Raw genomic sequence first — 25,036 nt, forward strand, 5'->3', positions numbered from 1 at the left:
GAGAAAGAAAAAAGCACAGAAGAATTAGAAAAACAGCCGTCACAAATTATCTGCATAAAATCCACTATTTTCCTTCTTCCTTCTTCCTTCTTCCTTCTTCCTTCAATTAGAGCCAATCGTCGTCATCATCCCAATCGTCGCTTTGATTTTGATAAGGGCGAGTGGGGCGATTAGCACTGCTTCTGCGATCGCCCATTCGATCGCCCATTCGATCGCCCATTCGATCGTAGGAACGATCGTAGGGGCGATCGGGAATTGGATCGACTGTCGATCGCCTGTACGGCTTAGCATTGGTATAATAGCTGCTGTCATCGCTGCGCCGCTTGGTACCGTCGCCCGTAAAAGTCCGCTTCACAGACTCAAAGAAATCGTCATCATCGTCATCCATCGCAAACGCGGAAACTTCCCGGCTCAAATCGTAAAGAGCATCCTGCAAATCCGATCCAACTTGATCGACTCCCCGCTCGTCGTTGCGTTCCAAACTGTCTCGCAATTCCCGAATTAAAGTTTCAATTCGCTGGCGGCTTCTTTGAGCAAACTGCATTCCGCGATCGAGCGCAACTTCCCGCAACTGCCGCTCCGCTTGATAAGCTAAAGCTTCAGCCCGATTGCGTTTTTCTACCCTTTCCCGCTGCAACTTATCAGCTTGAGCAAACTGTTCCGCATCGCGAATCATTTGATTCACTTCTTGCTGAGTCAGCGTCGAAGCACCTTGCACAGTAATGCTTTGTTCCCTGCCGGTAGTTTTGTCCAAAGCAGTCACCAACAGCATCCCGTTAGCATCAATATCAAAAGCTACTTGTACCTGCGGAATCCCTCGCGGTGCCGGCGGAATTCCAGTTAGTTTAAACCGTCCCAAAGACTTATTATCCCGGCCTAATTCCCGTTCTCCTTGGATTACGTGAATTTCTACCACAGTTTGGTTGTTTTCAGCAGTCGAAAAAATGTCCGATCGCCTGACTGGAATAGTAGTATTCCGAGGAATCAGTTTTTTCATCACCCCGCCGATAGTTTCCAAACCCAACGACAGCGGCGTCACATCCAACAACAGCACGTCGCGGACATCGCCACCCAAAATCCCCGCCTGAATTGCCGCTCCCACCGCCACAACTTCATCGGGATTGACATTTTGATTCGGTTCTTTATCAATCAAGTTGCGAACAACTTCCTGCACCAAAGGAATGCGAGTCGAACCGCCGACTAACACCACTTCATCAATTCGAGAAGGACTCAAATTTGCATCAGCCAAAGCTTGTTTCACCGGCCGCCGCAGCCGCTGCACCAAATCTGTACACAGCCCCTCAAATTGACCGCGAGTCAGCCGCGTTTCCAAATGCAAAGGCCCGTCTTCATTCGCATCGATAAACGGCAAATTAATCTCCGTGACACCGACTCCCGACAGCTCAATCTTGGCTTTTTCTGCCGCTTCGATCAAGCGCTGCAAAGCTTGGCGGTTGCGTCGCAAATCAATTCCTTCTTTTTCTAAGAATTGATCGGCCAACCAATCAACAATTTTGGAGTCAAAATCATTGCCGCCCAATTGAGTATCGCCGCTAGTTGCTTTGACTTCAAATACTCCATCTCCCACGTCTAAGATAGATACATCAAAAGTACCGCCGCCCAAATCAAACACTAAAATAGTTTGACTTTCTCGCCTGTCCAAACCGTAAGCCAAAGAAGCCGCTGTCGGCTCATTTAAAATCCGCTTGACTTCAAGTCCGGCAATTCGTCCCGCATCCCGCGTTGCCTGTCGCTGCGAGTCGTTGAAATAAGCCGGAACAGTAATTACAGCCCCCGTCACCTCTTGTCCCAGATAGCGGCTGGCTTCATCGGCCAGTTTCCGCAACACCATCGCCGAAATTTCCTCTGGGGCAAAATCTTTTTTCAGGCGGGGACACTTGATTTTGATGTTCCCGTTTTCGTCGCGGCGAGTTGTGTAAGGAACGCGCTTTGATTCTGGACTCAGTTCGGTATATTTGCGTCCGATGTACCGCTTGACGGCGTAAAACGTGTTTTGCGGGTTGAGAACAGTCTGGCGTCTGGCCATCTGTCCGACAAGGCGTTCTCCTTCCTTGGTGAAAGCGACTACCGAGGGAGTTGTCCGCATCCCTTCTGCATTGGCAATCACAACCGGTTTGCCACCTTCCATGACGGCTACTACTGAGTTTGTTGTTCCGAGGTCAATGCCAACTACTTTACCCATGCGTTAGTTGTCTCCTGTGGCGTTGTGTGTAGCCTTTTCAATATAAGCGTTAAGTATGATTGCATTTATTGTACCGCGTCGAGAAGCGGGGGCTGCGGGGGGATTGCCTCACCTGCGGCTGAGGCTGGGGTTGGCTGGGTACGATCGATCCCAAGAGTGGATTGGCGATCGCCTTTAGGAGTAGGATTGTCAACTTGGGAAAGCCGTGTATGTCCATCTTTTGAAAGCAAAAAAAATTAGAGAATTGATTAACTACTGGGTTTTGCTAAACTCAAAGCAGCTAGCAGGATGGTTGAGCAAACAGGAGCATAAAAATATGACTGTCAACTCTGTTGAGAATTCAGAATCCTCTCAAGAACATTCTATCGTTGACGTGCAGCATACCAACTGCTGCATTGTCGGCGGTGGGCCTGCGGGTGCTGTTTTAGCATTACTTTTAGCGCGGCAAAACATTCCTGTCATGCTGCTAGAATTACATAAAGATTTTGACCGAGAATTTCGCGGCGACACGCTGCATCCCTCAGTAATGGAAATTATGGAGCAATTGGGAATAGCCGAAAAGTTGCTGGAATTCCCCCATACAAAAATGCGCCAACTCACCATCCAAGCGGCTGGAAATACCGCCACACTCGTAGATTTGTCCAGTCTCAAAACCAAGTATCCTTACATCACTATTCTTCCCCAAGTCAAGTTCCTCGAATTCATCACGGCCCAAGCGCAGCGCTACCCCAGTTTTCAGCTAGTAATGGGAGCTAACGTACAAGAAACGATCGTCGAAAATGGCGTTGTGTGCGGCATTCGCTACCGGGGACGCGGGGGATGGCATGAAGTGCGATCGACCCTCACAGTCGCTGCAGACGGTCGCTTTTCTCGCCTGCGCCAACTAGCAGGTTTTGAACCGATTAAAACTTCCCCGCCGATGGATGTCCTGTGGTTTCGTTTGCCGCGCAGTCCCCGTGATGTCGAAGATTTTGGCGTGGGAGGTCGAGCTGTTGGAGGTCATTTATTAGCCATAATTGACCGCTTGGATTATTGGCAGCTCGGTTACATTATTCTGAAAGGCAGCTATCAGAAATTGCGCGAATCAGGAATAGAAGCTTTGCAAAAATCTGTTGCTGAATTAGCACCAGAATTTGCAGATAGGGTCGAGCAACTAAAAGATTGGTCGCAAATTTCTTTTCTATCAGTTGAATCGAGCCGCCTTCCCCGTTGGTATTGTCCAGGTTTGCTATTAATTGGGGATGCCTCTCACGTCATGTCGCCCGTAGGTGGCGTGGGAATCAACTATGCGATTCAAGATGCTGTCGTCGCGGCCAATGTACTCAGCGCCCCCCTGAAAAACGATCGCGTGCATCTGTGGGATTTGGCAGAGGTGCAGCGACAGCGGGAGTTACCCACGCGGGTAATTCAAGCATTTCAGTCGTTTGTACAGGAGCGAATTATTAAAGGGGCATTAAATAGCGATCGACCGTTTACACCGCCACTTTTGTTGCAGTTACCAATTTTGCGAAATATTCCAGCGCGATTAATTGGTTTTGGATTAACTAGGGTTCGGGTGCAAAATTAATGAGGTACAACAATCCTAAATATAGAGTTAGAATGACGCACGGGTGGTCAGAAACCGGCTTTTTTGACGAAAATCTTTCGCACTCACCCACATATTCGGTAAAAAACCCGGTTTCTTTGGCATAGATGCGTCCAGGACTGACAAGATTGAATTTCAGTACAAACTTAAGGAGGCCAGAGTTATGCAAAGTATTAAAGTACGATCGCGCGTCGGTTCGGATGGGATGTTGCATTTGCAAATCCCCAGTGGTATCAAAGATACAGATTTGGAAGTTATTGTAATTTTTCAGCCTATAGCACCTGCAACTGAGGCTAAAACGCCGGAAGATTTGGGCTGGCCGCCCGGTTTTTTTGAGAAAACTTTTGGGTGCTTTCAGGATGAACCTTTAGTGCGGGAAGAACAAGGGGAATTTGAGGAACGGGAGGAATTGTTGTGATTTATTTGCTGGATAGCAATACCTGTATCGGTTACTTGAACGGTAGAGCAATTGGAGTTTTGCGAAGGTTACAGGCTCTACCTTCAGATGAGGTAGCAGTGTGTTCTGTTGTTAAAGCTGAACTTTTCTATGGAGCTATGAGAAGCAACAATCCCGATCGCTCGATCGCCAAACAGCAAGATTTTTTGAATCGCTTTATATCTCTTCCCTTTGATGACCAGTCTGCCGTAATTTACGGTCAAATTCGCGCTCAACTAGCTGCCTCTGGGACACCTATCGGCCCTAATGACCTGTTGATTGCCTCTATTGCTATTGCCAACAACCTAATTCTAGTAACTCACAATACCCGCGAGTTCAGCCGCGTTGGAGGTTTGCGTATCGAGGATTGGGAGATAGAGGCATGAGTTAGATGTATCGAGTTCGCCTACAATCAAAATCAAAAGCTCGCTGCCAAAAATGCCTGCAATCAAAATAATACTATGAAATTCACCCTAGATGTAGAAAACAATCCTACAGGCTGGCCAGACCACACTCAGCTACCCGAATCAGACGGCACTTTTGTGGAGAATTTTCAAGAACATCCCCAAAGCATCCTGTTAACCGATTCAATTACTCCCGTCTTCCAAAGCATTCATCCAGATGGTAACTATTGTATCGGTCAAGACAGCGGTATTTATTGGCGATTAACTGAGCCACTAGAACGGGGTGCAGAAGCGCCAGACTGGTTTTATGTGCCGAATGTGCCGCCAACTATTGACGGTCAATTGCACCGTTCTTATGTGATGTGGCAAGAATTTGTAGCACCGTTAATTGTGTTATAATTTGTATCGGGCAATGGTGCAGAAGAACGCGACAGAACGCCTTTATTGCGATCGGGTCAACAGGAAACTAAGCCGGGTAAATTTTGGATTTATGAAAATGTGATCCGTCCGGCATTTTACGGGATTTATGAAGTAACTAAGGCTAGCGTTGAAGTCTATCACCTGATCGAAAATAGGTATCAATTAGTTGCTGCAAACGATCGCGGTCATTATCCCATTGAACCGTTAGGGGTGGAATTGGGAATTTGGCAAGGGATGTATCAAAATGTTGAGTTACCTTGGCTGCGCTGGTGGGATAGTGCAGGTAATCTATTGTTAACCGGTTTTGAAAGAGCTCAACAAGCAGAAGACCAATTAGAGCAATTGCGCGCTCAGTTGCGATCGGCTGGAATTGAACCGCAATTGTGAGCAGGTTTGTAGTGAGGACTTTAGTTCTTCCATGTGATTTTTTAAGGACTAAAGTCCTTACTACAAACTTTTTTATGTACAACTAATATAACAGAGGAAACCCAGTGCCACGCATTTTTGACAACATTGAACTGCCGCTGCTACCAGCATTGCGAGACACCATTAAACTCTCCTATAGGGCAGATTTTTGTGTGGGCTATTTCAATCTTCGGGGATGGCGGAGAATTGGCGATTTAATAGAAGCATATATGGGAAATCAAGGAGCCTGCTGCCGCCTTTTGGTGGGAATGCAAAGTTTGCCTGCCGATGAATTGAATGCTAGTTTTAGCCTAATTCCCCATCACGGGGGGATTGACAATAATGCCATTATTCGGCTCAAAAAACGGATGGCTGAGGAGTTTCGCCACCAGTTGACGATCGGTGCTCCCAACGATCGCGACGAGCAGGGCTTACGCAGGTTAAGCTATCAGATTAAAACCGGAAAAGTCATTGTTAAATTATTCTTAGCTTACCCACTGCACGCTAAGCTGTATCTCGTTCACCGTCACGATCCCAACAGTCCGATCGTCGGTTTTTTGGGCAGCAGCAATCTGACTTTATCGGGACTGTCAAAACAAGGGGAATTGAATATTGATATTTTAGATTCTGATGCTTGTAATAAATTGCAAAAATGGTTTGACGATCGCTGGGAAGAATACGGCTGTATTGATATTTCTAAAGAACTCGCAGAAATTATCGATCGCAGTTGGGCGAGAGCCGAACTAATTCCACCTTATCACATCTATCTCAACATTGTCTATCATTTGTCGCGCGAGGCGATCGCAGGTATTGCTGAGTTTCAGATTCCCCGCGATTTTAAGGGTTTATTTAAATTTCAAGAAGAAGCGGTTAAGTTAGCCGCCCGTCACATTACCAAACGGGGAGGCGTGATTATTGGCGACGTTGTAGGGTTGGGTAAAACTTTAGTCGGAACTGCGATCGCCAAAATTTTACAAGAAGACTGTCTCTTGGAAACCCTGATTATTTGTCCCAAAAACTTGGTAAAAATGTGGCAGGAATATGCAGATAACTTTCGCCTGCTTGCGAAAGTCTTATCGATCAGTCTGGTACAGCAAGAATTGCCAGAATTGCGCCGCTATCGAGTTGTGTTAATTGATGAAAGTCACAACCTCAGAAACCGAGAAGGCAAGCGATATCGAGCGATTCAAGAATATATTGCAATCAACGAAAGTAAATGTATTTTGCTTTCAGCAACTCCCTACAACAAAACCTATTTAGATTTATCTTCTCAGTTGCGGCTGTTTATTCCTGAAGACCAAAATTTAGGACTGCGGCCCGAAGCTTTGCTGAATCAATTGGGCGGAGGCAGTCAAGGAGAGTTAGAATTTATTAAGCGGCATCAATGTTCCGTGCGCTCTTTAGCTGCTTTTGAAAAAAGCGAACATCCTGATGATTGGCGAGATTTGATGAAGCGCTACATGGTGAGACGCACTCGCTCGTTTATCAAAGAAAATTATGCGGAAACTGACGCAGAGAAGGGACGCAAATATTTAGAATTTGCCGATCGCACGCGCTCCTATTTTCCCGATCGCATTCCCAAAACCATTAAATTCTACTCCGAAGCCTCAGCAGCTAACTCCCATAGCCAGCTTGACTTCTCAGAAATTGTCGAAGTCATCAATGCACTGAATCTGCCGCGTTACGGGCTGGGAAATTACATTGCCAAAAAACCCAAACACAAGCCGACTGAAGCAGAACAGCGGCAGTTAAATGCCTTATTCCGTGGGGGTCGCCGGTTAATGGGGTTTTCGCGGACAAACCTGTTTAAACGGCTAGAAAGCAGTGGCAGTGCCTTTATTCAGTCGATCGAGCGCCACATCCTGCGGAATTTTATCTATTTATACGCGATCGACCAAAGCTTAGATATTCCGATCGGCACCCAGGATGCAGACTTGTTGGATACCCGCAACAGCGATGAAGATGCTGATTCTGTGGTGGTTAGCAGTTTTGATACCGAAGAAATTGAAGATGATGCGGGCGAACTTTTAGATATCGAAGCCGAATTACTGTTAACCCAAAAGAGTTTTCAACAGCGGGCAGAAGTTGTTTATCGAGAATATCAAACGCGCTATCAGCGCAGGTTTAAATGGCTCAAATCAGACTTCTTTGATACCAAGAAGTTAAAACGGGATTTGCTAGCAGATGCCCGCTGTCTGATAGAAGTCTTGCAAACTTGCGGTGAATGGCATTCTCAACCAGATGCAAAGTTAGCAGCTTTGGTTAAATTGCTCACAGAAACTCACCCCCATGAGAAAGTATTAATTTTTACTCAGTTTGCCGATACAGTCCGCTATATAAATGATAATTTAACTGCCCTAAATATTGCGGGCGTTGCATCGGTGACAGGTAAATCAAAAGACCCCACCGAACTCACATTCCGGTTTAGTCCGGCTAGCAGCGGCAAGCAGGATCAAATCTCCCCAGAACAAGAATTGCGGGTCTTAATTGCCACCGATATCCTGAGTGAAGGCCACAACTTGCAAGACAGTGCGATTATCGTTAATTATGACTTACCTTGGGCAATTATTCGGTTAATTCAGCGGGCGGGAAGAGTGGACAGAATCGGTCAAAAAGCTGAGCAGATTTTGTGTTATTCATTCTTGCCGGATGAAGGAGTCGATCGCATTATCAACCTGCGCGAAAGACTGCGCCGACGCTTGCAAGAAAATGCCGAAGTTGTCGGAACTGATGAGACATTTTTTGAGGATGACTCACCTCAAGTCATTCTCGATATTTACAATGAAAAATCAGGAATTTTAGATGGCGAAGAAGATGCCGAAGTTGACTTAACATCCGAAGCTTTTCAAATTTGGAAAAATGCGACTGACAACAACCCTATTTTGAAAAAAACGATTGAGTCAATGCCAAATGTAGTTTATTCAACTCGCAATCATACTCCCGCACCCTTGCAACCAGAAGGAGTTTTATTGTACATGAAAACCGCCGAGGGAAATGATTCGTTAATTTGGGTCGATCGCGATGGCAATAGCGTTACTCAATCGCAACTGGCAATTTTAAGAATTGCCGCCTGCGACGAAGCGACACCAGCAATTCCCAGAGACAAACAGCATCACGAATTAGTCACAAAAGGTGCAGAGTTGATAGCAGAAGAAGAGTTAACTGCGGGCGGACAATTGGGCCGCCCTTCCGGGGCCAGGTTCCGAACCTATGAACGTTTGAAGAGTTACGCCCAGTCCATGCGCGGTACAATATTTGCATCCGATGAATTGGCAAAAGCAATAGATGAAATTTACCGCTATCCCCTGCGCCAGTCGGCAATTGACACGTTAAATCGGCAGTTAAAAAGCGGTATTGGCGATCGACAATTAGCAGAATTAGTCGTGGGTTTGCGGATGGACGACCGTTTGTGTATTGTCAATGAAGACGAAGACAAACGGGAACCGATGATTATTTGTTCTTTAGGCTTGTTTCAGGAGAAATAATTAATTATGTTAGGGCTTGGGCGCTGCGGCCCAATAAACCTGGTTTTTATCGATATTAAAGACTATCAACCAGTATTCTCGCAAAAACCCGGTTTCTGATTTATCGACTCCGCCCGTTAGGATGTATAATGAAGGATAGCTTTATTTTAAGAGTAAAGATGTATGACGCTATCAATTGAGCCTCAATCCAAGCTTTCTCTGGCTGCATTTTTAAATTTACCAGAAACCGAACCTGCGAGTGAATACATCGACGGTCAAGTTTATCAGAAACCGATGCCTCAAGGAAAACATAGTCTGATTCAAACAGAGTTTGCCTCCACGATTAATCAGCAGGGTAAACCCAGAAAACTCGCTTTAGCTTTGACTGAGTTACGCTGCACATTTGGGGGACGTTCTTTAGTGCCAGATATTGCAGTTTTTGAATGGTCTCGCATCCCAGTTGATGAGAATGGAGAAATTGCTAATCGATTTGAAAGTCATCCCGATTGGGTGATTGAAATTCTTTCACCAGAACAGTCTCCCAATCGTGTAATTAACAAGATTATTTTTTCGATCCAGCACCAAACCAAATTAGGTTGGTTCATCGATCCTCACGATCGCTCTATCATGGTATTTCAACCCAATCAGTTGCCAGAGGTCAAGTATGACAGCGATATGTTAACAATTCTCAATGTATTGAGCGATTGGCAAGTGCGAGTTGCAGATATTTTTAGTTTTTTACAAGTTAATTAATCCAGTACCGTCTTTCTGATTTATCGACTGCGCCCAAGAAACCGAGTTTTTTCCGAGATTAAAGGCTATCAACCAGTATTCTGCAACAACCCGGTTTCTGACCACCCGTTTCTGCCTTCATATATAACTATGCCGCCAACACTTAAAGAATCCCGCGAACTTCTCCAAGACTTTGAATTCAACAAATTGTTCGTCCAAAAACTCGGTTGGGATAATCCATCATCCCAAAAAACCGTACCTGTAGAAATAGACGGCGAGACTTATTCCCGAAAGGCAATCGCCCAACTTTTAGGAGTAGTTGTATATGAAATTATCGCCGATAGCGGAAATATCCCCAACAGCGCCGAAAGACTGACGATTTATCGCGAAATAGTGCAAATTTCCGCCGAAAATCTGTTGATTTTTATTGATGAAAATCGCACCAAATGTCTCTGGTATTGGGTGAAGCGCGAAGGTACAAAACTTTATCCCCGCGATCATGTATACGTGAAACGGGAACCTTGCGATTTGCTGCTGAGTAAAGTGACAGCTTTAAAAGTTGATTTAGAAGAATTAGAAACGCTTTCGGTGATTGATGTCGCCCAAAGATTGCAGGCTGGCTTGGATGTCGAACGAGTAACTAAAAAGTTTTTTGAAGAGTTTAAACAGCAACACGTTGAATTTTTAAGTGTGATTCGCGGCATTGACAAAGAAACTGACAGACGCTGGTATACTTCGGTTTTACTCAACCGCTTGATGTTTGTTTATTTTTTGCAGCGCAAAGGGTTTATCGACAGCGGCAAAATCCTGTATTTGCAGGAAAAGTTAGCCGAAAGCAAGCAGCGGGGAACGGATTTATTTTACTCGCAATTCTTGAAAACACTGTTTTTTGATGGATTTGCTAAACCTCTGGATTTGCGGGAGAAAGGCGTTAAAGAATTAATCGGCGATGTTAAATATTTGAATGGGGGACTGTTTCTCGAACATCCCATCGAACAAAATTATCCGAATATCGCCATACCCGATGCTGCTTTTGAGAAAATATTTAATTTATTTGCCGCCTATTCTTGGAATCTAGACGATACGGTGGGCGGGAAGGAAAACGAAATTAATCCGGCGGTTTTGGGATACATCTTTGAGAAATACATTAACCAAAAAGCCTTTGGTGCTTATTATACCAGGCCGGAGATTACTGAATATTTGTGCGATCGCACAATCAACAAACTAATTCTCGATAGAGTCAACCAATCCCTTAACTCCTCCAACTCTTCCTCCCCCCTTACTAAGGGGGAATCTCCCTCTTCCTCCCCCCTTACTAAGGGGGGCCGGGGGGGTATTGCCCGTCACTTTGAAACCATCACCGAACTCCTCACCAATCTCGACGCAAATCTCTGCCGCCGCTTGCTAGAAGACATCCTCCCAAACTTAACATTATTAGACCCAGCCTGCGGTTCCGGCGCGTTTTTAGTTGCAGCAATGAAAACGCTGATTTACATCTATTCAAAAGTCTTTGGTACAAGCAAGTTTTTAACCGACCACTACCTCAATAATTTACTCAAAACAATCGAAAAAGAGCATTCATCACTCAACTACTATATCAAAAAACGGATTATTAGCGATAACCTCTACGGCGTGGATATCATGCCGGAAGCAGTGGAAATCGCTAAATTGCGCTTGTTTTTAGCCTTAGTTTCGGCGGCGCACGATGTCAGCGAATTGGAACCGCTGCCGAATATTGATTTTAACATTATGGCGGGGAATTCCTTAATTGGATTGATTCGAGTGGATGAGACGGGGTTTGATTCTGTAGGAAATTCGCTGCAAGGAAATCTGCTGCAAACTTTGGCGGCTAACAGCTACAAAGCAATCTTAGCAGACAAAAATAAATCGGTAGATTTGTACAAAACACACGCTTTTGAGTCGGGGGAACAAGCCGCAGGTTCTCAAGAATCACGTTTGTTGATGTTGCGGAGTCACATCGAACAGTTAAATCGAGAGTCGCAGGATAAATTAAATTTGTTATTGTTGGATGAGTTTAGTAAGCGGCTGGGAATTAAGTACGAACAAGTGCAGTTAGCGGGGAAACCGAAGAAACGAGTTTTAACTATTGATGATATTGCTGAGTTGCAACCGTTTCACTGGGGATACCACTTTGACAGAATTTTAGAACGCGGTGGATTTGATGCGATTATTACCAATCCACCTTGGGAAATTTTTAAGCCAAATGCTAGAGAGTTTTTTGTCCAGCATAACGAACTAGCAAAAAAAAGTAAGATGGATATCAAAACTTTTGAAAAAGAGCAAAATAAAATTCTGCAAAACCCTGAGATTGCTGAAACTTGGTTAAAATATTTGAGTGAATTTCCTCATGTTAGCGCTTACTACCGTTCAGCAGAACAGTACAAAAATCAGATTTCAATTGTCAACGGCAAAAAATCTGGCACTGATATTAACTTCTACAAGCTTTTTCTAGAGCAATGTTTTAACCTCTTACGCCCAAATGGCGAGTGCGGCATCATCATTCCTTCTGGAGTTTATACTGATTTGGGAACTAAGCAACTGCGGGAAATGTTATTTGTTCAGACTGAGATTGATGCGCTGTTTGGTTTGTCCAATGAAAGGTTTATTTTTGAAGGAGTACATCACAGCTTCAAGTTTTGCTTGCTCACTTTTGAGAAAGGTAAAAATACAGAGTCATTTCAAGCTGCTTTCCGCATCAATCCGCGAGAAGCGATTCGCGTGGACAAACTCGATACTTTTCTGAACAATCAAGATGAATATATTGAGATTTCTGTTAACTTGATTCGTCGCTTATCTCCTGACTCTCTCTCGGTGATGGAGTTTAAAAATGAGGGAGATATTCGGATTGCTGAGAAAATGCTGCAATTCCCTTTACTGGGCGAACAGATTGAGGGGAAATGGAATCTGCGGTTAACTGCCGAATTTCACATGACTAATGACAGTCATTTATTCAAGCAAGAACCAGGGAAAGGGAGACTGCCACTTTATGAAGGTAAAATGATTCATCAGTTTACTCACCTATATGCTGAACCGAGGTATTGGGTGGATGAAGCGGAAGGGAGAAAGGCTTTGTTGGGAAAGAATGGTATAGATAATAGTCAAAAGTTAGATTATCAGTGTTACCGTTTGGCCTATCGTTCCATTGCTAGCAGTACAAATGCTCGTAGCCTTATTGGTACAATACTGCCTACAAATGTTTTTTGTGGTAATTCTCTCAATATTGCCTCCCCTATTCAAGACAATCAGCATACACTATTCGTTAGCGCTTTTTTGAACAGTTTTTGTATAGATTTTGCCTTGCGTCAAAAAGTGTCGTCAAACATTAATATGTTCTACATATACCAACTTCCTGTCCCCCGATCGCGAATAGGTGACAAATACTTCACCGACATCGTACAGCGTGCCGCCAAACTAATCTGCACCGCCCCAGAATTTGACGAATTAGCCCAAGAAGTCGGCTTAAACTCCCACCGAGAAGGCGTTACCGATGAAACAGAACGCGCTCAATTGCGAGCCGAATTAGACGGCATTATCGCCCACCTTTACGGATTAACCGACGCAGAATTTGCCTATATCCTGACTACTTTTCCCATCGTCCCAGAAACCGTCAAACAAGCAGCGTTAGCAGCATATCGCACCTTTGCACCAAAATCCGGCGAACCTGAAATCATCAATTTAATCGACACAGGCGAAAACAATATCATAGAATTCAAATCAACCGCCCGCTGGAATCTCCGAGAAAACACAAAAGACAAGGCCATCGAACACGAAATTGTCAAAACTGTGGCGGCATTTTTAAACACCCGTGGAGGGACTCTGTTAATCGGAGTAGATGATGCAGGAACACCCCTAGGTTTGGATACGGATTACCAAACATTGAAAAAGAAAAATCCTGATGGTTATATGTTATTTCTGAATCACGACCTTTTGCTGACAGAAATTGGCAAAGATAGCGGCGCACTGTGGCACATCACGTTTCATCAAGTCAGCGGTTTAGATTTGTGTCGGGTTGTCGTTCAACCATCGCCGAAACCGATTTATGTAAAGCTCAAAGATAAGGGCGGAAAAGAAGAAGACTGTTTCTACATTCGCAGCAATAATTCTAGTGTTAAACTCGGCCTTAAGGAAACTGTCGAATACAGCAAAAATCGCTGGCGATGAATTCCAGAGTGCATCGGAATTGATATTACCCACAGTCAGGGCACGGCGGTGCCGTTTCCCTACAAATAATCGGGGGATGGTTACATCTTTCATCGAGGAAGATTGATTATTTTGGGATAGGAAAATGCCATTGCCGTGTCCTCCTATCATCTCTGCCTTCTTAATGACTGCCACCAACGCAGTGTCAAATTGCGATCGACCCGAATTAAAGCAATTGTGAGATTACTTATTATAATAAGTGAGAACTAAATACCATCGGATTTTTTGACAGAGGAAATTAAGGGCGATCGCACTCGGCTGGTCTATTTCCTTCCAAGGGCGATCGCAACTGAGCCCGCAACCGTACCTAACAGTTAAATAATGCCTCTCGATCGGGAACTCCGATCGCTCCTATTGAAGCTAAAATTGAACAACAACCCCAAATAAATCTATGGGACTCTTTGACAAGATTCGCGGCGAATTTGTCGATATCATCGAATGGTTGGACAATACCAGCGATACCATTGCCTATCGATTCGAGCGGCACCAAAACGAAATAAAACAAGGTGCTAAACTAACTGTACGACCCGGACAAATAGCAGTCTTTGTCAGCGAAGGCAAAGTTGCCGATGTCTTCGATCCGGGAATGTACGAACTGTACACCCGCAACTTACCCGTTCTGGGCACCTTAAAAGGTTGGCCCTACGGTTTCAACTCTCCCTTTAAAGCAGAAGTCTACTTTTTTAACACCAAAATATTTACCAACCTGAGATGGGGAACCTCTAACCCTGTAATTATCCGCGATCCAGAACTCGGCCCAGTGCGAATGCGGGCTTTTGGAACCTACAACATTAAAGTTTCTCATCCCGAACAACTCTTAAAACAACTAATCAGCACTGACGGACTATTTCAAGTAGATGAAATTACCGATCAACTCCGCAATACAATAGTCAGTGCCTTTGCCAATTGGGTTGGCAGTTCCCGCGTTCCCCTCCTAGACTTTGCAGCCAACTACACGCACATGGGCGAACAGGTACGAGTTGCCATAGAGCCAAGTATCCAGCAGTTCGGGTTAGAGTTAACTCAGCTATTAATTGAAAACATCTCCATGCCTCCAGAAGTTGAAGCAGCACTCGACAAACGAGCCTCTATCGGACTTCTGGGAAATATGCAGCAATATACCCAATATCAAGCTGCTAACGCCATAGAAGCATCAGCAAATAACCCCAGCGGCGGCAATCAAGCATTAGAATTTGGCATGGGAATGGCACTAGGTCAGCAAATGACAAATATGATGCAGCCGCCAGCATCTCAAACTCCACCGCCGCCCCCCCCGCCCACACAAAATCAGTGGTATATTGCCCACAACGGTCAACAATCAGGCCCTTTTGAATTGCATCAACTTCTGCCAAATGGTTTGACACATCAGGTAATGGTGTGGCGTGCGGGTTTTGACGGCTGGAAGTTAGCATCGCAAGTGCCGGAATTAGCATCTTTGTTGGCGACAGTACCGCCGCCTCCCCCAACCGCCGCAGCCTAAAATTTTGCAAGTTTAGTTAATTGGTAATTAGTAATTGATCTGCTTTCCCCATTACTAATTACCAATTACATCACCAATAAACTATTATGAATACTTCTGAACCTGCTGTTAAACGTTTTCCCTGTCCTAGCTGCGGCGCTTATTTAGAGTTCAACCCCGAAGCAGGAAAGCTCAAGTGTGCTTACTGCGGCTGGGAAGATGCAATTCCCCAAACTGCTGAAGAGGTAAAGGAAAATTCTTACGAACAATATCTACAATTCGACGAAACAACGCTGACAGCTTTATCAACAACCGCCCTTGAAGTAAAATGCAATGATTGCGGAGCAAGTGTTACTTTTGAACCGCCAAAAGTAGCGGGCCAATGCCCATTTTGTGCTTCGCCAATTGTGACGCAACCTGAAAAAGCTAGCCCGAGTTTGCATCCAGAGGGAATTGTCCCTTTTGAAGTTACTGCTAAACAGGCCAGAGAAAGCATTCAGAAGTGGTTGAGCAATCGCTGGTTTGCTCCCTCTGCTTTGAAATCCCTAGCGCAACAGGAGAAAATTCAAGGGGTTTATTTGCCGTTTTGGACTTACGACACTTATACGGTTAGTTACTATCAGGGTTCTCGCGGAGAACACTACTACGTAACTGAAACTTATACGGAAACAAACTCGCAGGGCGAAACTGAAACTAAAACTCGCCAAGTGCAACATACCAGGTGGTGGCCTGCTTCTGGCAGAGTCGATCGCTCTTTTGATGATATTCTGATTCCGGCCACAACTTCAGTCGATCGCCCGCGTCTGGATGCGTTAGAACCTTGGCATCTCAAGGAGTCGCTGCGCGCTTACAATTCATCTTATTTAGCTGGGTTTGAAGCGCAGCGATCGCAAGTTTCTCTCACTCAAGGATTTGAATCTGCTAAAAATGTCATGACCGGTACTATTCGCTACGATGTTTGTAGAGATATCGGCGGCGACGAGCAGCAGGTTCACAGCATTTCTACTAATTACAATGCTATCACTTTTAAGCATATTTTGCTACCTGTGTGGCTGTGCGCCTATCGCTATCAAAACCAGCGATATCAAGTAATGGTTAATGCACGCACCGCTGAAGTTCAAGGGGAACGTCCCTACAGTGTTTGGAAAATTACTGCTGCGGTTGTTAGCGGTGTCTTGCTTGCTGGTGTGATGTACCTATTGTTTAGTGGTAATTGGAAATATATCCGTGTTCCCGGTCTGCCTCAGCCGCAACCGCAACCAACTTCCCTACCTGTACCGAGCCAAAAATGACCGCCAGTTCCTATTCCCTCAACCGCACCTGTACCGAACACAAAATTACCGCCAGCGCCTGTTCCCTCTTCACTCTAGTAATTCTGGATGGAGCAGTCACCGGAGGCGGTGGAGGCATCGTCGTCGGTGTAGTAGTCGCGATCGATGTCAGTAAAATTAACTCAATTATTATTTGAGCCGAATCAATAAATTTAATGTAAATCTACCTTAAGGAGTACACAACTGGGTTTGTAAGTATCTTTTTTAAAACACCTAAATTAAATATAACTTGTTATATTTAATTTAGGTGTTGCTTTAAGGATAGATTATGAGTACAGTCTATTTAAGTGTACTGATAATTCAAAAAAAACAACTACTAATTTCACAATTATAGATAAAATACGAAGTATCGATATTTAAAAATACATGAAATGGTTGCATTTTATTGACCAAACATACTTAAAAATTCCAAATCGGTAAGTATATTGTGGATAAAATGTCTAAATATTTATTGAATTAGCACAACCAACTAACTTTTACTAACAAAATTTGAGAATCAATTGTATGAATCAAAATCAAATTAAATGGTTGGCCGCTGCTCTAATGCTAATAGACCACATCGGATTGATGCTTGAAGCAGAACCCATGCGTATCATCGGCCGCCTCAGTTTTCCGTTGTTTAGCTGGGTGTTTGCTCAAAACTGGAAACGACCGGGGGACAAAAATCCTCTAATTACTCGACTGATATTATTTGGGGTACTTTCTCAAATACCTCATATGTTACTTTTTGGCAATTTACAGTTAAACATCATGTTTAGCTTTGCCGTAGCAGCACTAACTTTGAGCTACATCCGACGCTTCGATCGCAAAATTGCAGTTTTAAGCACAGGTCTAGTAGCTGCTCAAATTTTAGGAGTGAGTTACGGCTGGTATGCAGTGGCTTGCCCGCTATTGATGATTAGGTGGCAAGGAGGAGGCGATCGCCTTTGGTGGTTCGGCTGGACTATAGCAAATATCGGATATACAATTAGTTGCAAAAGCTGGATTCAAATTTTCGCCATATTCGCGCCGCTAGTTATGGCATACTACGATAGTTCTAAAGATCGAAAACCAACGGCTTTAGAAAAAAGATTTTTCTATTATTTTTATCCACTACACCTTGGGGGGCTAGCTGCACTGCGAACAATTGTCTAAATAAGACTGGGGATTCTAATTAGTTGATTATTGATTTTTTATTTAAACGAAGTACAACCGCATCTCTGAGCGATCGCCCTCACAGAAGAGTGCGATCGCTTTCTAAACTGTATTGCCAACATTCAACTGACCGAGGCGCTTCAAAATACTCAGCACGCTGTACAAATCATTCCCCGGATTGAAAAGGTAAAACTTCCGAGAAAAAGCGTACTGTGCTTTTTCCCGCTTAACTAACTTGACAAATAGAAAATCTGCCCCATTCATTAACAATCCGTAAGTAGGTCGATCGGCACTGAGATTAGCTAACATATAAGCCAGTAACTGCGGAATCCCTACCTCCAAAGAAAACGCCGCTTGCTTGGACTCAATCACTACTACCCAAAACTCCTGAAACAAAGCCAAAACATCCAACTGTCCCCTCACAATCACTCCCTCGTCTTCCTCAACAATTTCTACAGACTTTTCTGAAGTAACATGAAAAGGAGCCAGATAGAAATCAGCTAAATCCAAAAGCGGAGACAGCACCACCATTTTGACTGTATTTTCGAGCAGCGGCGGATGTTTGAGCAAATTCCTGTAACTTGCTTTCACTCTGTCTAATCGTTGTTTTTCATGATCGCTGATTTCTGGCAAATCATCTTGCCACTCGCGAAAAAATTGGTCATCCTCAACCCACTCAATTTTGAAGTGGGTTTCCAAATCGTTCAGTGCGACATTTCTAGCTTGAATTGTTTGTACCATAAATTTAACTAATTTCTTAAAATTTTCCTCATAATTGATGATAGCAATTATTGCTAAATTTCTGTTAATTGCGTTTCCTAGGGCATAGGGCACTAGGGCACTTCAGGTCAGACCCGCAGTCCGGCAAGGGTTGAAACCCCTGCCTCAAAGCTAAAGTCCTCTCAAAGAGGACTGAAGAACTCATTAGTCCTCTTTGAGAGGACTTGCGCTATGAGACAGGGAATTAATTCCCTGGCGGACTTTCGGGCTCAGCCGACACCTCCAAGCACAGCCGTGTCCCTACAGATTTCCCAAAAAATGTAACGAGTTGTAAAGTATAATTAAACCGAAGCGAACACAGAGGCCAAGTAGTATCAAATGCGAGTTGCGATCGCCGGAGCAGGCTTAGCAGGACTTTCCTGCGCTAAATATCTCACCGACGCGGGCCACACCCCCATAGTCCTAGAAAGTCGAGACGTACTCGGCGGCAAAGTCGCCGCCTGGAAAGATGCAGACGGCGACTGGTACGAAACCGGGCTGCACATCTTCTTCGGCGCATACCCGAATATGCTCCAACTCTTCAAAGAACTTGACATTGAAGACAGGCTGCAATGGAAACAGCACAGCATGATTTTCAATCAGCCGGAAACCCCCGGAACCTATTCCCGCTTTGACTTTCCCGACCTTCCCGCCCCCTTCAACGGCGTCGCAGCCATCCTGGGCAACAACGATATGCTCACCTGGCCCGAAAAAATCCGCTTCGGCATCGGTTTGATTCCCGCAATGCTTCAGGGTCAAAAATATGTCGAAGCAATGGACAAATACTCGTTTTCCGACTGGCTGAAAAAGCAAAACGTCCCCCCCAGAGTCGAAAAAGAAGTATTCATCGCCATGTCCAAGGCGCTCAATTTCATCGACCCCCACGAAATATCTGCAACCATACTGCTGACAGCCCTCAACCGCTTCCTGCAAGAGAAAAACGGCTCGAAAATGGCCTTTTTAGACGGTTCCCCCACAGAGAGGTTGTGTCAGCCGATGGTAGACTACATAACTGAGCGAGGTGGCGAAGTCCGGCTGAATGCACCCATCAAAGAGTTTTTGCTCAACGATGACAACACGGTGCGCGGCTTCCAGATTCGGGGAGTAAAAGGGGCAGATTCAGAAATTCTGACGGCCGATATTTACGTTTCCGCGATGCCGGTTGACCCGCTGAAGTTGATGATGCCGAAACCTTGGGGCGAAATGGATTATTTCAAACAGCTCGAAGGCTTGGAGGGAGTACCCGTCATTAATGTACACTTGTGGTTCGATCGCAAATTAACTGATATCGATCACTTGCTGTTCTCGCGATCGCCCCTGCTGAGCGTCTACGCCGACATGAGCAACACCTGCCGCGAATATGCCAGCCCAGACAAATCCATGCTGGAACTGGTTTTAGCACCGGCCAAAGACTGGATAGGCAAATCTGACGAAGATATTGTCGCAGCCACAATGGTCGAGTTAGAAAAACTCTTTCCCGATCAAATCCCAGAACCAGCCAAACTGCTCAAATATCACGTAGTCAAAACCCCTCGTTCCGTCTACAAAGCCACTCCCGGACGCCAGCAGTGCCGTCCCACACAAACAACTCCCATTAGCAATTTCTATCTAACGGGGGATTATACGATGCAGCGTTATCTTGCGAGTATGGAAGGTGCCGTGCTTTCTGGTAAGCTGACAGCGCAGGCTATTTCGACGGCCAATAACAAATGAAAAATTAAGAATTTTTCATAAAGACGTAAAAGAATCTCCCGTTTTCTAAACGGGGGAATGTCAGTTCTAATCTTTAAATTTCTTATTCTCGGATGCTGCAACTGTCAAAACTCCAGTGCATGAGAACTCTGGCTTCTGTGGATGACTCTTACGAACTGTGCCGCCAAGTCACGGCGAGTTATGCCAAAAATTTTTATTTAGGCACTCAACTCATGCCCGAAGCGAAGCGTCGGGCGATTTGGGCGATTTACGTCTGGTGCCGCCGCACCGACGAACTCGTAGACGGGCCCGGTTCTGATGCAACGACCCCTGAAACCCTCAATCTGTGGGAAAAACGCCTAGAATCTGTGTTTGCCGGCCATCCTCACGACGACTACGACGTAGCTTTGGTGGATACGCTGTCTCGTTTCCCGATCGACATTGGGCCGTTTCGAGAGATGATTGCGGGCCAGCAAATGGACTTGTACCGCAGCCGCTACGAAACTTTTGAAGAGCTCAATCTTTACTGTTACCGAGTAGCGGGTACAGTCGGGCTGATGTCGATGTCTGTCATGGGTGTAGACGAGTCGAATCCCGCTGCTAAGTGGAATTGGCACTGGGGTAATAAAATTCCCAAAGAAGAAGCCGTCTCCCTCGGTATTGCCAAGCAGTTGACTAATATTCTGCGCGATGTCGGAGAAGACGCCCGCCGCGGCCGCATTTACATTCCCTTAGAAGACTTAGCCTTGTTTAACTACACCGAAGAAGATTTATTCAACGGTGTCATTGACAACCGCTGGCGGGAATTGATGCGGTTTCAAATTCAGCGAGCTCGCAAATTATACGCCAGCGCGGAACCGGGAATTAAAGTGCTCAGTCCCGATATCCGCTGGACTGTTTGGGCTGCTACAATGCTGTACAGCAGAATCTTAAATGCGATCGAACGGAATAAGTACGATGTTTTCCAGAAGCGGGCTTATGTTAGCAATTCTCAGAAATTGCTGTGCCTCCCCGCCGCTTGGCTGAAGTCAAAAGTGCTTTAGTCCCAGCCCGTATTGCTGGCGATTCGGCAACGGGTAAGGGGTATTTGTCAAGTTACAAATTATATGATGTCCAGCAAATTGCATATTAGGTTTGTGGGGATGCGCTAGTTCCGTGTCCCTGCCTGTTGTGTGTCGATCTAAGTCAAAGTGGCGGTGTAGCGGGTGAAATTTTCAATTGGTCGATCGAACTTTTCAACAATTGCTTTTCCTGCTGGAGTTTTATCTCTAAATTTTGAATTTGTTCTCGGCGGGCTTCAACTTCAATCAAGCGGCGAGACAATTCTTGACTTTGCAAAGTGAGAGATTGCCGCCAATTTTCTGCTTTCTGGGCTTCTTTTTGAAAAAAATCGGGAGTAAAGCCTGTTGTCAAATACTTCTCAACTAATTCTAGCACCCAGTCTGTAGCTGATTGAATATCCACAACCTGGCTATTTTCGTCAACAATTGCTAATAATAGCATCCCTTCATTTAAAACATTAGTTGCAGAGTTAATTTGATTTTGAGCAAAATCTTTCGGTAATGTCAAAAAACATTCTTCACTAAGAAGAGCCCAAGTATCATCAGAATTTTGGCAAGCCAGCAATTGCAGACTTATCTCGCCTAAAATTTCCTGATTTTGTACTAGGGCTAAATATAACATGAGGGTAATTAGTAATTGGTAATTGGTTATTAGTTATTAGTTATTTGTTTTACGAGTTGTGCACCCGTAGGGGCGGGTTTTACCAACAATAATTGCCTGAAACTAACTATCTCGTAAACCCGCCCCCGCCACTATCAACAGTTAACTGTCAACTATTAAAACACCTTTAGCCGATCGCGCAAAATCTCCGCCTGTTTTTCGGCTTCCGCCAAAGCATCCCTCGCGCCCTGAACCACATCCGGAGTAGCCTTATCCACAAACTTCTGATTAGTCAAGCGCGCCGCAGTATGCTTAATTTCAGCTTCCACTTTGTTCAACTTCTTTTCTAACTTAGCACGCAAAGCCGCCAAATCGACCACCCCAGCCAGAGGAATCAATACTTGCACAGTACCGACAACCCCAGCAATTGTCTGTCCCAAATCTGCATCCAAACTAGCAGTAACTGTCAGATGTTCGACTTTTGCCAAATCCTGAATGTAAACACTTCCATCTGAGATTATTTGGCGTTCTTTCTCGCTTTCGCTTTGCAAAATCGCCGTCACCTTCACACTGGGTTTGATATCAGCATCTGCCCGCAAATTGCGAATATTGCGAATTGTACCGAACAACAACTCAAACTGCTGTTCCAAATCAGGATCGATTAGAGAGATATCCGCTTCAGGATAAGCTTGCAAAGCCAAACATTCACCATCACCTGTTTGAGTCAGAGTGTGCCAAATTTCCTCAGTAATGTGCGGCATAAAAGGATGCAGCAGTTTCAAAATCCCTTCCAACACAAAAGCAAAAGTTTGCTGTGCCACTTTCTTAGACTTTGGTTCAGCATCCTGCTGCAAGCGAGACTTGACTAACTCAATATACCAGTCACAGAAATCGCCCCAAATAAACTCATAAAGTCCCTTCGCCGCTTCCCCCAAACCGTAATTTTCCAAATAATTGCGGCTTTCTTGCACAACTTGATTGTAACGAGAAAGAATCCAGCGATCGCACAATTCCAAACCACCTCCCCCAGAAGGACTTCCCAACTGCTGCGGAGTCTGTCCCTCCAAGTTCATCATCACAAACCTGGCCGCATTCCACAACTTATTCGTGAAGTTCCGCGAAGCTTCTACCGATTTCGATTCATCAGTTTTGCGATCGTACTCCATGCGAATATTTTGACCGGCCCCTACCACTTCCTTAACCAAAGTGTAGCGCAAAGCATCAGTACCGTACTTGCCAATCAACAGCAGCGGGTCGATACCGTTGTTTTTACTCTTAGACATTTTCTGACCGTTTTCATCCAACACCAAACCGTGAATGTAAACAGTATCAAAAGGCATCTTTCCCGTAAAATGTCCGGCCATCATCGTCATTCTAGCGACCCAGAAAAAGATGATATCAAAACCTGTAACTAAAGTAGTTGTGGGATAGTAAAAATCCAAATCTTTAGTTTCGTCCGGCCATCCCATAGTTGAGAAAGGCCACAACCCGGACGAAAACCAAGTATCCAATACGTCTGGATCTCTTGCTAGCTGCACGTCATTACCAAATTTAGCCGTTGCTTTTTCCTTAGCTTCAGCTTCTGTTTTCGCAACTATAAAAGGTGTTGTATCAGTAATTTCTCCTTTGGTTTCGCTAACAGCATACCAAGCCGGGATTTGGTGTCCCCACCACAATTGGCGGGAGATACACCAATCCTTCAGCTTCACCAGCCAATCGCGATAAACCTTTGTCCATCTATCAGGAACAAAGACTGGTGAGTTACTTTTATCTAATGCTTCTAAAGCGCGTTGAGAAAGAGGATCGATCTTCACAAACCATTGCGTAGATAGCAACGGTTCGACCGGAACTTTGCCGCGTTCGCTGTAGGGAACTGTATGCTTGTAATCTTCTATTTTAACCAAAACCCCGTCATTTTCTAACCGCTGCACCACATTTTTCCGGGCAACAAAGCGGTCTTGTCCCTGGAAAACTCCGGCATTTTCATTTAAAGTGCCGTCCTTATTCATAATGTTAATAAACGGCAAATTGTGACGTTTACCCATCTCGAAGTCATTCGGATCGTGGGCGGGTGTCACCTTGACGCAACCAGTTCCGAAAGTCGGATCGACAAACTCATCAGCAATGATCGGGATTTCGCGATTGACGATCGGCAAAGTCACAGTTTTACCGATAAGATGCTTGTAGCGATCGTCCTGTGGATTCACCGCCACCGCAGTATCGCCCAACATCGTTTCCGGCCGAGTCGTCGCCACCTCCAAATAACCAGAACCGTCCGTCAAAGGATAGCGGAAATGCCACAAATGGCCGTCAACTTCCTGCTGGTCTACCTCCAAATCCGACACAGCAGACTGACTCGCCGGACACCAATTCACCAGGTAATTGCCGCGGTAAATCAGCCCCTCATCGTACAAGCGGACAAAAGCTTCTAAAACCGCAGCGGATAAGCCTTCATCCATCGTAAAGCGTTCGCGCGACCAATCGACAGACACGCCCAAACTGCGTAATTGATTAGTAATAATATTGCCCGATTCCGCTTTCCACTCCCAGGCCCGTTCCAAGAATTTTTCTCGGCCTAAATCGTGGCGAGTTTTGCCTTCTGCTTTGAGTTGCTTTTCGAGAATAGTTTGAACTGCGATACTAGCATGATCCGTTCCCGGCAACCACAGGGTATTGCGTCCAGTCATGCGGTGATAGCGGACGAGGACATCAATCAGCGTCTCTTCAAAAGCGTGTCCCATGTGGAGACTGCCGGTCACGTTGGGCGGCGGGATGACGACGCAGTAAGGTTCGCCACCTTTTTCGGGGTCAGCTTTGAAGGTTTGGTTGTCTTCCCAGTATTTTTGCCATTTGGTTTCGGTGGCTTTGGGGTCGTATTGCGGGGGTAGGTTTGCGGTCATGGTGGCTTGAGAGTTTGATCTTATTTAGATTGTGCCACAGAGGGGGGAGGGTGAGGAGAATTTAGGGGAGAGTCCGATCGCGCCTCTGATGATTTTAACTTTAGTTGAGCTGGTGCAGGATTTACTATTTCAAAAATATCTTATTTTACTTTTACAGGCAAAGAAAGAGCGATCGCACTTGAGGGAAAAAAGTGCGATCGCTCTAATTCTAAACTTGTCTGACGACTAG

At 45.1% G+C, this 25,036-nt stretch carries 18 protein-coding genes and 1 pseudogene; 15 read left to right on the forward strand and 4 right to left on the reverse strand.

Annotated elements, in window-relative coordinates:
• Positions 1-106: 106 nt before the first annotated feature.
• Positions 107-2,203 (reverse strand): molecular chaperone DnaK, encoded by a 2,097-nt coding sequence (gene dnaK / locus QUA80_RS08870; protein ID WP_333423325.1) that lies wholly within the window; start codon positions 2,201-2,203, stop codon positions 107-109.
• Positions 2,204-2,258: 55 nt separating this feature from the next.
• On the opposite strand from dnaK, the gene QUA80_RS08875 reads away from it, so the two are divergent.
• The 12 genes and pseudogenes from QUA80_RS08875 to QUA80_RS08930 all read left to right on the forward strand — a co-directional run bounded on the left by QUA80_RS08875 (position 2,259) and on the right by QUA80_RS08930 (position 17,794).
• Positions 2,259-2,381, forward strand: a complete 123-nt coding sequence (locus QUA80_RS08875; RefSeq protein WP_333423327.1) for a hypothetical protein — start codon at positions 2,259-2,261, stop codon at positions 2,379-2,381.
• 138 nt (positions 2,382-2,519) lie between these two features.
• Entirely contained in the window at positions 2,520-3,770 is a 1,251-nt protein-coding gene (locus tag QUA80_RS08880) for an FAD-dependent oxidoreductase (RefSeq protein WP_333423328.1), read from the forward strand.
• Between the two features lie 181 nt (positions 3,771-3,951).
• Positions 3,952-4,206, forward strand: coding sequence for a hypothetical protein (locus tag QUA80_RS08885; protein ID WP_333423330.1), 255 nt, complete (start codon positions 3,952-3,954; stop codon positions 4,204-4,206).
• Positions 4,203-4,610: a type II toxin-antitoxin system tRNA(fMet)-specific endonuclease VapC gene (gene vapC, locus QUA80_RS08890; protein WP_333423332.1), complete on the forward strand. Its 408-nt coding sequence runs from the start codon at positions 4,203-4,205 to the stop codon at positions 4,608-4,610. The genes QUA80_RS08885 and vapC overlap by 4 nt, the downstream gene beginning before the upstream one ends.
• Before the next feature lie 75 nt (positions 4,611-4,685).
• Positions 4,686-5,435: pseudogene (locus QUA80_RS08895) on the forward strand (Uma2 family endonuclease).
• Between the two features lie 104 nt (positions 5,436-5,539).
• A complete protein-coding gene (locus QUA80_RS08900; protein WP_333423334.1) occupies positions 5,540-8,938 on the forward strand; it encodes a helicase-related protein in 3,399 nt (1,132 codons plus the stop codon).
• Positions 8,939-9,100: 162 nt separating this feature from the next.
• Positions 9,101-9,670, forward strand: coding sequence for a Uma2 family endonuclease (locus tag QUA80_RS08905; protein ID WP_333423336.1), 570 nt, complete (start codon positions 9,101-9,103; stop codon positions 9,668-9,670).
• A gap of 129 nt (positions 9,671-9,799) precedes the next feature.
• Positions 9,800-13,831 carry an Eco57I restriction-modification methylase domain-containing protein gene (locus QUA80_RS08910; protein WP_333423337.1) on the forward strand — a complete coding sequence of 1,344 codons (4,032 nt, stop codon included), beginning with the start codon at positions 9,800-9,802 and terminating at the stop codon, positions 13,829-13,831.
• 430 nt (positions 13,832-14,261) lie between these two features.
• Positions 14,262-15,350 carry an SPFH domain-containing protein gene (locus tag QUA80_RS08915; RefSeq protein WP_333423339.1) on the forward strand — a complete coding sequence of 363 codons (1,089 nt, stop codon included), beginning with the start codon at positions 14,262-14,264 and terminating at the stop codon, positions 15,348-15,350.
• An 86-nt stretch (positions 15,351-15,436) separates the two neighbouring features.
• Positions 15,437-16,621 (forward strand): hypothetical protein, encoded by a 1,185-nt coding sequence (locus tag QUA80_RS08920; RefSeq protein WP_333423341.1) that lies wholly within the window; start codon positions 15,437-15,439, stop codon positions 16,619-16,621.
• Complete coding sequence (locus QUA80_RS08925) at positions 16,618-16,797, forward strand: hypothetical protein (protein WP_333423343.1); 180 nt, start codon at positions 16,618-16,620, stop codon at positions 16,795-16,797. Before QUA80_RS08920 ends, QUA80_RS08925 begins: the two co-directional genes overlap by 4 nt.
• A gap of 367 nt (positions 16,798-17,164) precedes the next feature.
• Positions 17,165-17,794 (forward strand): TraX family protein, encoded by a 630-nt coding sequence (locus QUA80_RS08930; RefSeq protein WP_333423344.1) that lies wholly within the window; start codon positions 17,165-17,167, stop codon positions 17,792-17,794.
• A 102-nt stretch (positions 17,795-17,896) separates the two neighbouring features.
• Here the strand turns inward: QUA80_RS08930 and QUA80_RS08935 are convergent, their stop codons facing one another.
• The gene (locus QUA80_RS08935) at positions 17,897-18,535 is read right to left on the reverse strand and encodes a restriction endonuclease subunit R (RefSeq protein WP_333423346.1); all 639 of its coding nucleotides are present in this window, start codon (positions 18,533-18,535) and stop codon (positions 17,897-17,899) included.
• A gap of 357 nt (positions 18,536-18,892) precedes the next feature.
• Between QUA80_RS08935 and pds the strand changes: the two genes are divergently transcribed.
• Positions 18,893-20,266, forward strand: a complete 1,374-nt coding sequence (gene pds, locus QUA80_RS08940) for a 15-cis-phytoene desaturase (protein WP_333423348.1) — start codon at positions 18,893-18,895, stop codon at positions 20,264-20,266.
• Positions 20,267-20,358: 92 nt separating this feature from the next.
• Positions 20,359-21,288 (forward strand): 15-cis-phytoene synthase CrtB, encoded by a 930-nt coding sequence (gene crtB, locus QUA80_RS08945; RefSeq protein WP_333423350.1) that lies wholly within the window; start codon positions 20,359-20,361, stop codon positions 21,286-21,288.
• A 142-nt stretch (positions 21,289-21,430) separates the two neighbouring features.
• On the opposite strand, the gene QUA80_RS08950 is transcribed toward crtB, so the two are convergent.
• Together QUA80_RS08950 and QUA80_RS08955 are read right to left on the reverse strand one after the other, a co-directional pair.
• The gene (locus QUA80_RS08950) at positions 21,431-21,928 is read right to left on the reverse strand and encodes a hypothetical protein (RefSeq protein ID WP_333423352.1); all 498 of its coding nucleotides are present in this window, start codon (positions 21,926-21,928) and stop codon (positions 21,431-21,433) included.
• A 155-nt stretch (positions 21,929-22,083) separates the two neighbouring features.
• The gene (locus QUA80_RS08955; RefSeq protein WP_333423354.1) at positions 22,084-24,807 is read right to left on the reverse strand and encodes a valine--tRNA ligase; all 2,724 of its coding nucleotides are present in this window, start codon (positions 24,805-24,807) and stop codon (positions 22,084-22,086) included.
• A gap of 31 nt (positions 24,808-24,838) precedes the next feature.
• Here QUA80_RS08955 and QUA80_RS08960 point away from each other — a divergent pair, with 31 nt between their 5' ends.
• Positions 24,839-25,036 (forward strand): hypothetical protein, encoded by a 198-nt coding sequence (locus tag QUA80_RS08960; protein ID WP_333423355.1) that lies wholly within the window; start codon positions 24,839-24,841, stop codon positions 25,034-25,036.

It is taken from the genome of Microcoleus sp. F4-D5 (genome assembly GCF_036704885.1).
Classification (GTDB): Bacteria; Cyanobacteriota; Cyanobacteriia; order Cyanobacteriales; family Microcoleaceae; genus Microcoleus.

Coding starts and splice junctions, on each gene's coding strand:
- QUA80_RS08885 (WP_333423330.1), top strand. CDS start 3,952: ATGCAAAGTATTAAAGTACGATCGCGCGTCGGTTCGGATGGGATGTTG.
- QUA80_RS08910 (WP_333423337.1), top strand. CDS start 9,800: ATGCCGCCAACACTTAAAGAATCCCGCGAACTTCTCCAAGACTTTGAA.
- QUA80_RS08930 (WP_333423344.1), top strand. CDS start 17,165: ATGAATCAAAATCAAATTAAATGGTTGGCCGCTGCTCTAATGCTAATA.
- QUA80_RS08880 (WP_333423328.1), top strand. CDS start 2,520: ATGACTGTCAACTCTGTTGAGAATTCAGAATCCTCTCAAGAACATTCT.
- crtB (WP_333423350.1), top strand. CDS start 20,359: ATGCTGCAACTGTCAAAACTCCAGTGCATGAGAACTCTGGCTTCTGTG.
- QUA80_RS08905 (WP_333423336.1), top strand. CDS start 9,101: ATGACGCTATCAATTGAGCCTCAATCCAAGCTTTCTCTGGCTGCATTT.
- QUA80_RS08920 (WP_333423341.1), top strand. CDS start 15,437: ATGAATACTTCTGAACCTGCTGTTAAACGTTTTCCCTGTCCTAGCTGC.
- QUA80_RS08925 (WP_333423343.1), top strand. CDS start 16,618: ATGACCGCCAGTTCCTATTCCCTCAACCGCACCTGTACCGAACACAAA.
- QUA80_RS08915 (WP_333423339.1), top strand. CDS start 14,262: ATGGGACTCTTTGACAAGATTCGCGGCGAATTTGTCGATATCATCGAA.
- pds (WP_333423348.1), top strand. CDS start 18,893: ATGCGAGTTGCGATCGCCGGAGCAGGCTTAGCAGGACTTTCCTGCGCT.
- dnaK (WP_333423325.1), bottom strand. CDS start 2,203: ATGGGTAAAGTAGTTGGCATTGACCTCGGAACAACAAACTCAGTAGTA.
- QUA80_RS08955 (WP_333423354.1), bottom strand. CDS start 24,807: ATGACCGCAAACCTACCCCCGCAATACGACCCCAAAGCCACCGAAACC.
- QUA80_RS08875 (WP_333423327.1), top strand. CDS start 2,259: ATGATTGCATTTATTGTACCGCGTCGAGAAGCGGGGGCTGCGGGGGGA.
- QUA80_RS08950 (WP_333423352.1), bottom strand. CDS start 21,928: ATGTTATATTTAGCCCTAGTACAAAATCAGGAAATTTTAGGCGAGATA.
- QUA80_RS08935 (WP_333423346.1), bottom strand. CDS start 18,535: ATGGTACAAACAATTCAAGCTAGAAATGTCGCACTGAACGATTTGGAA.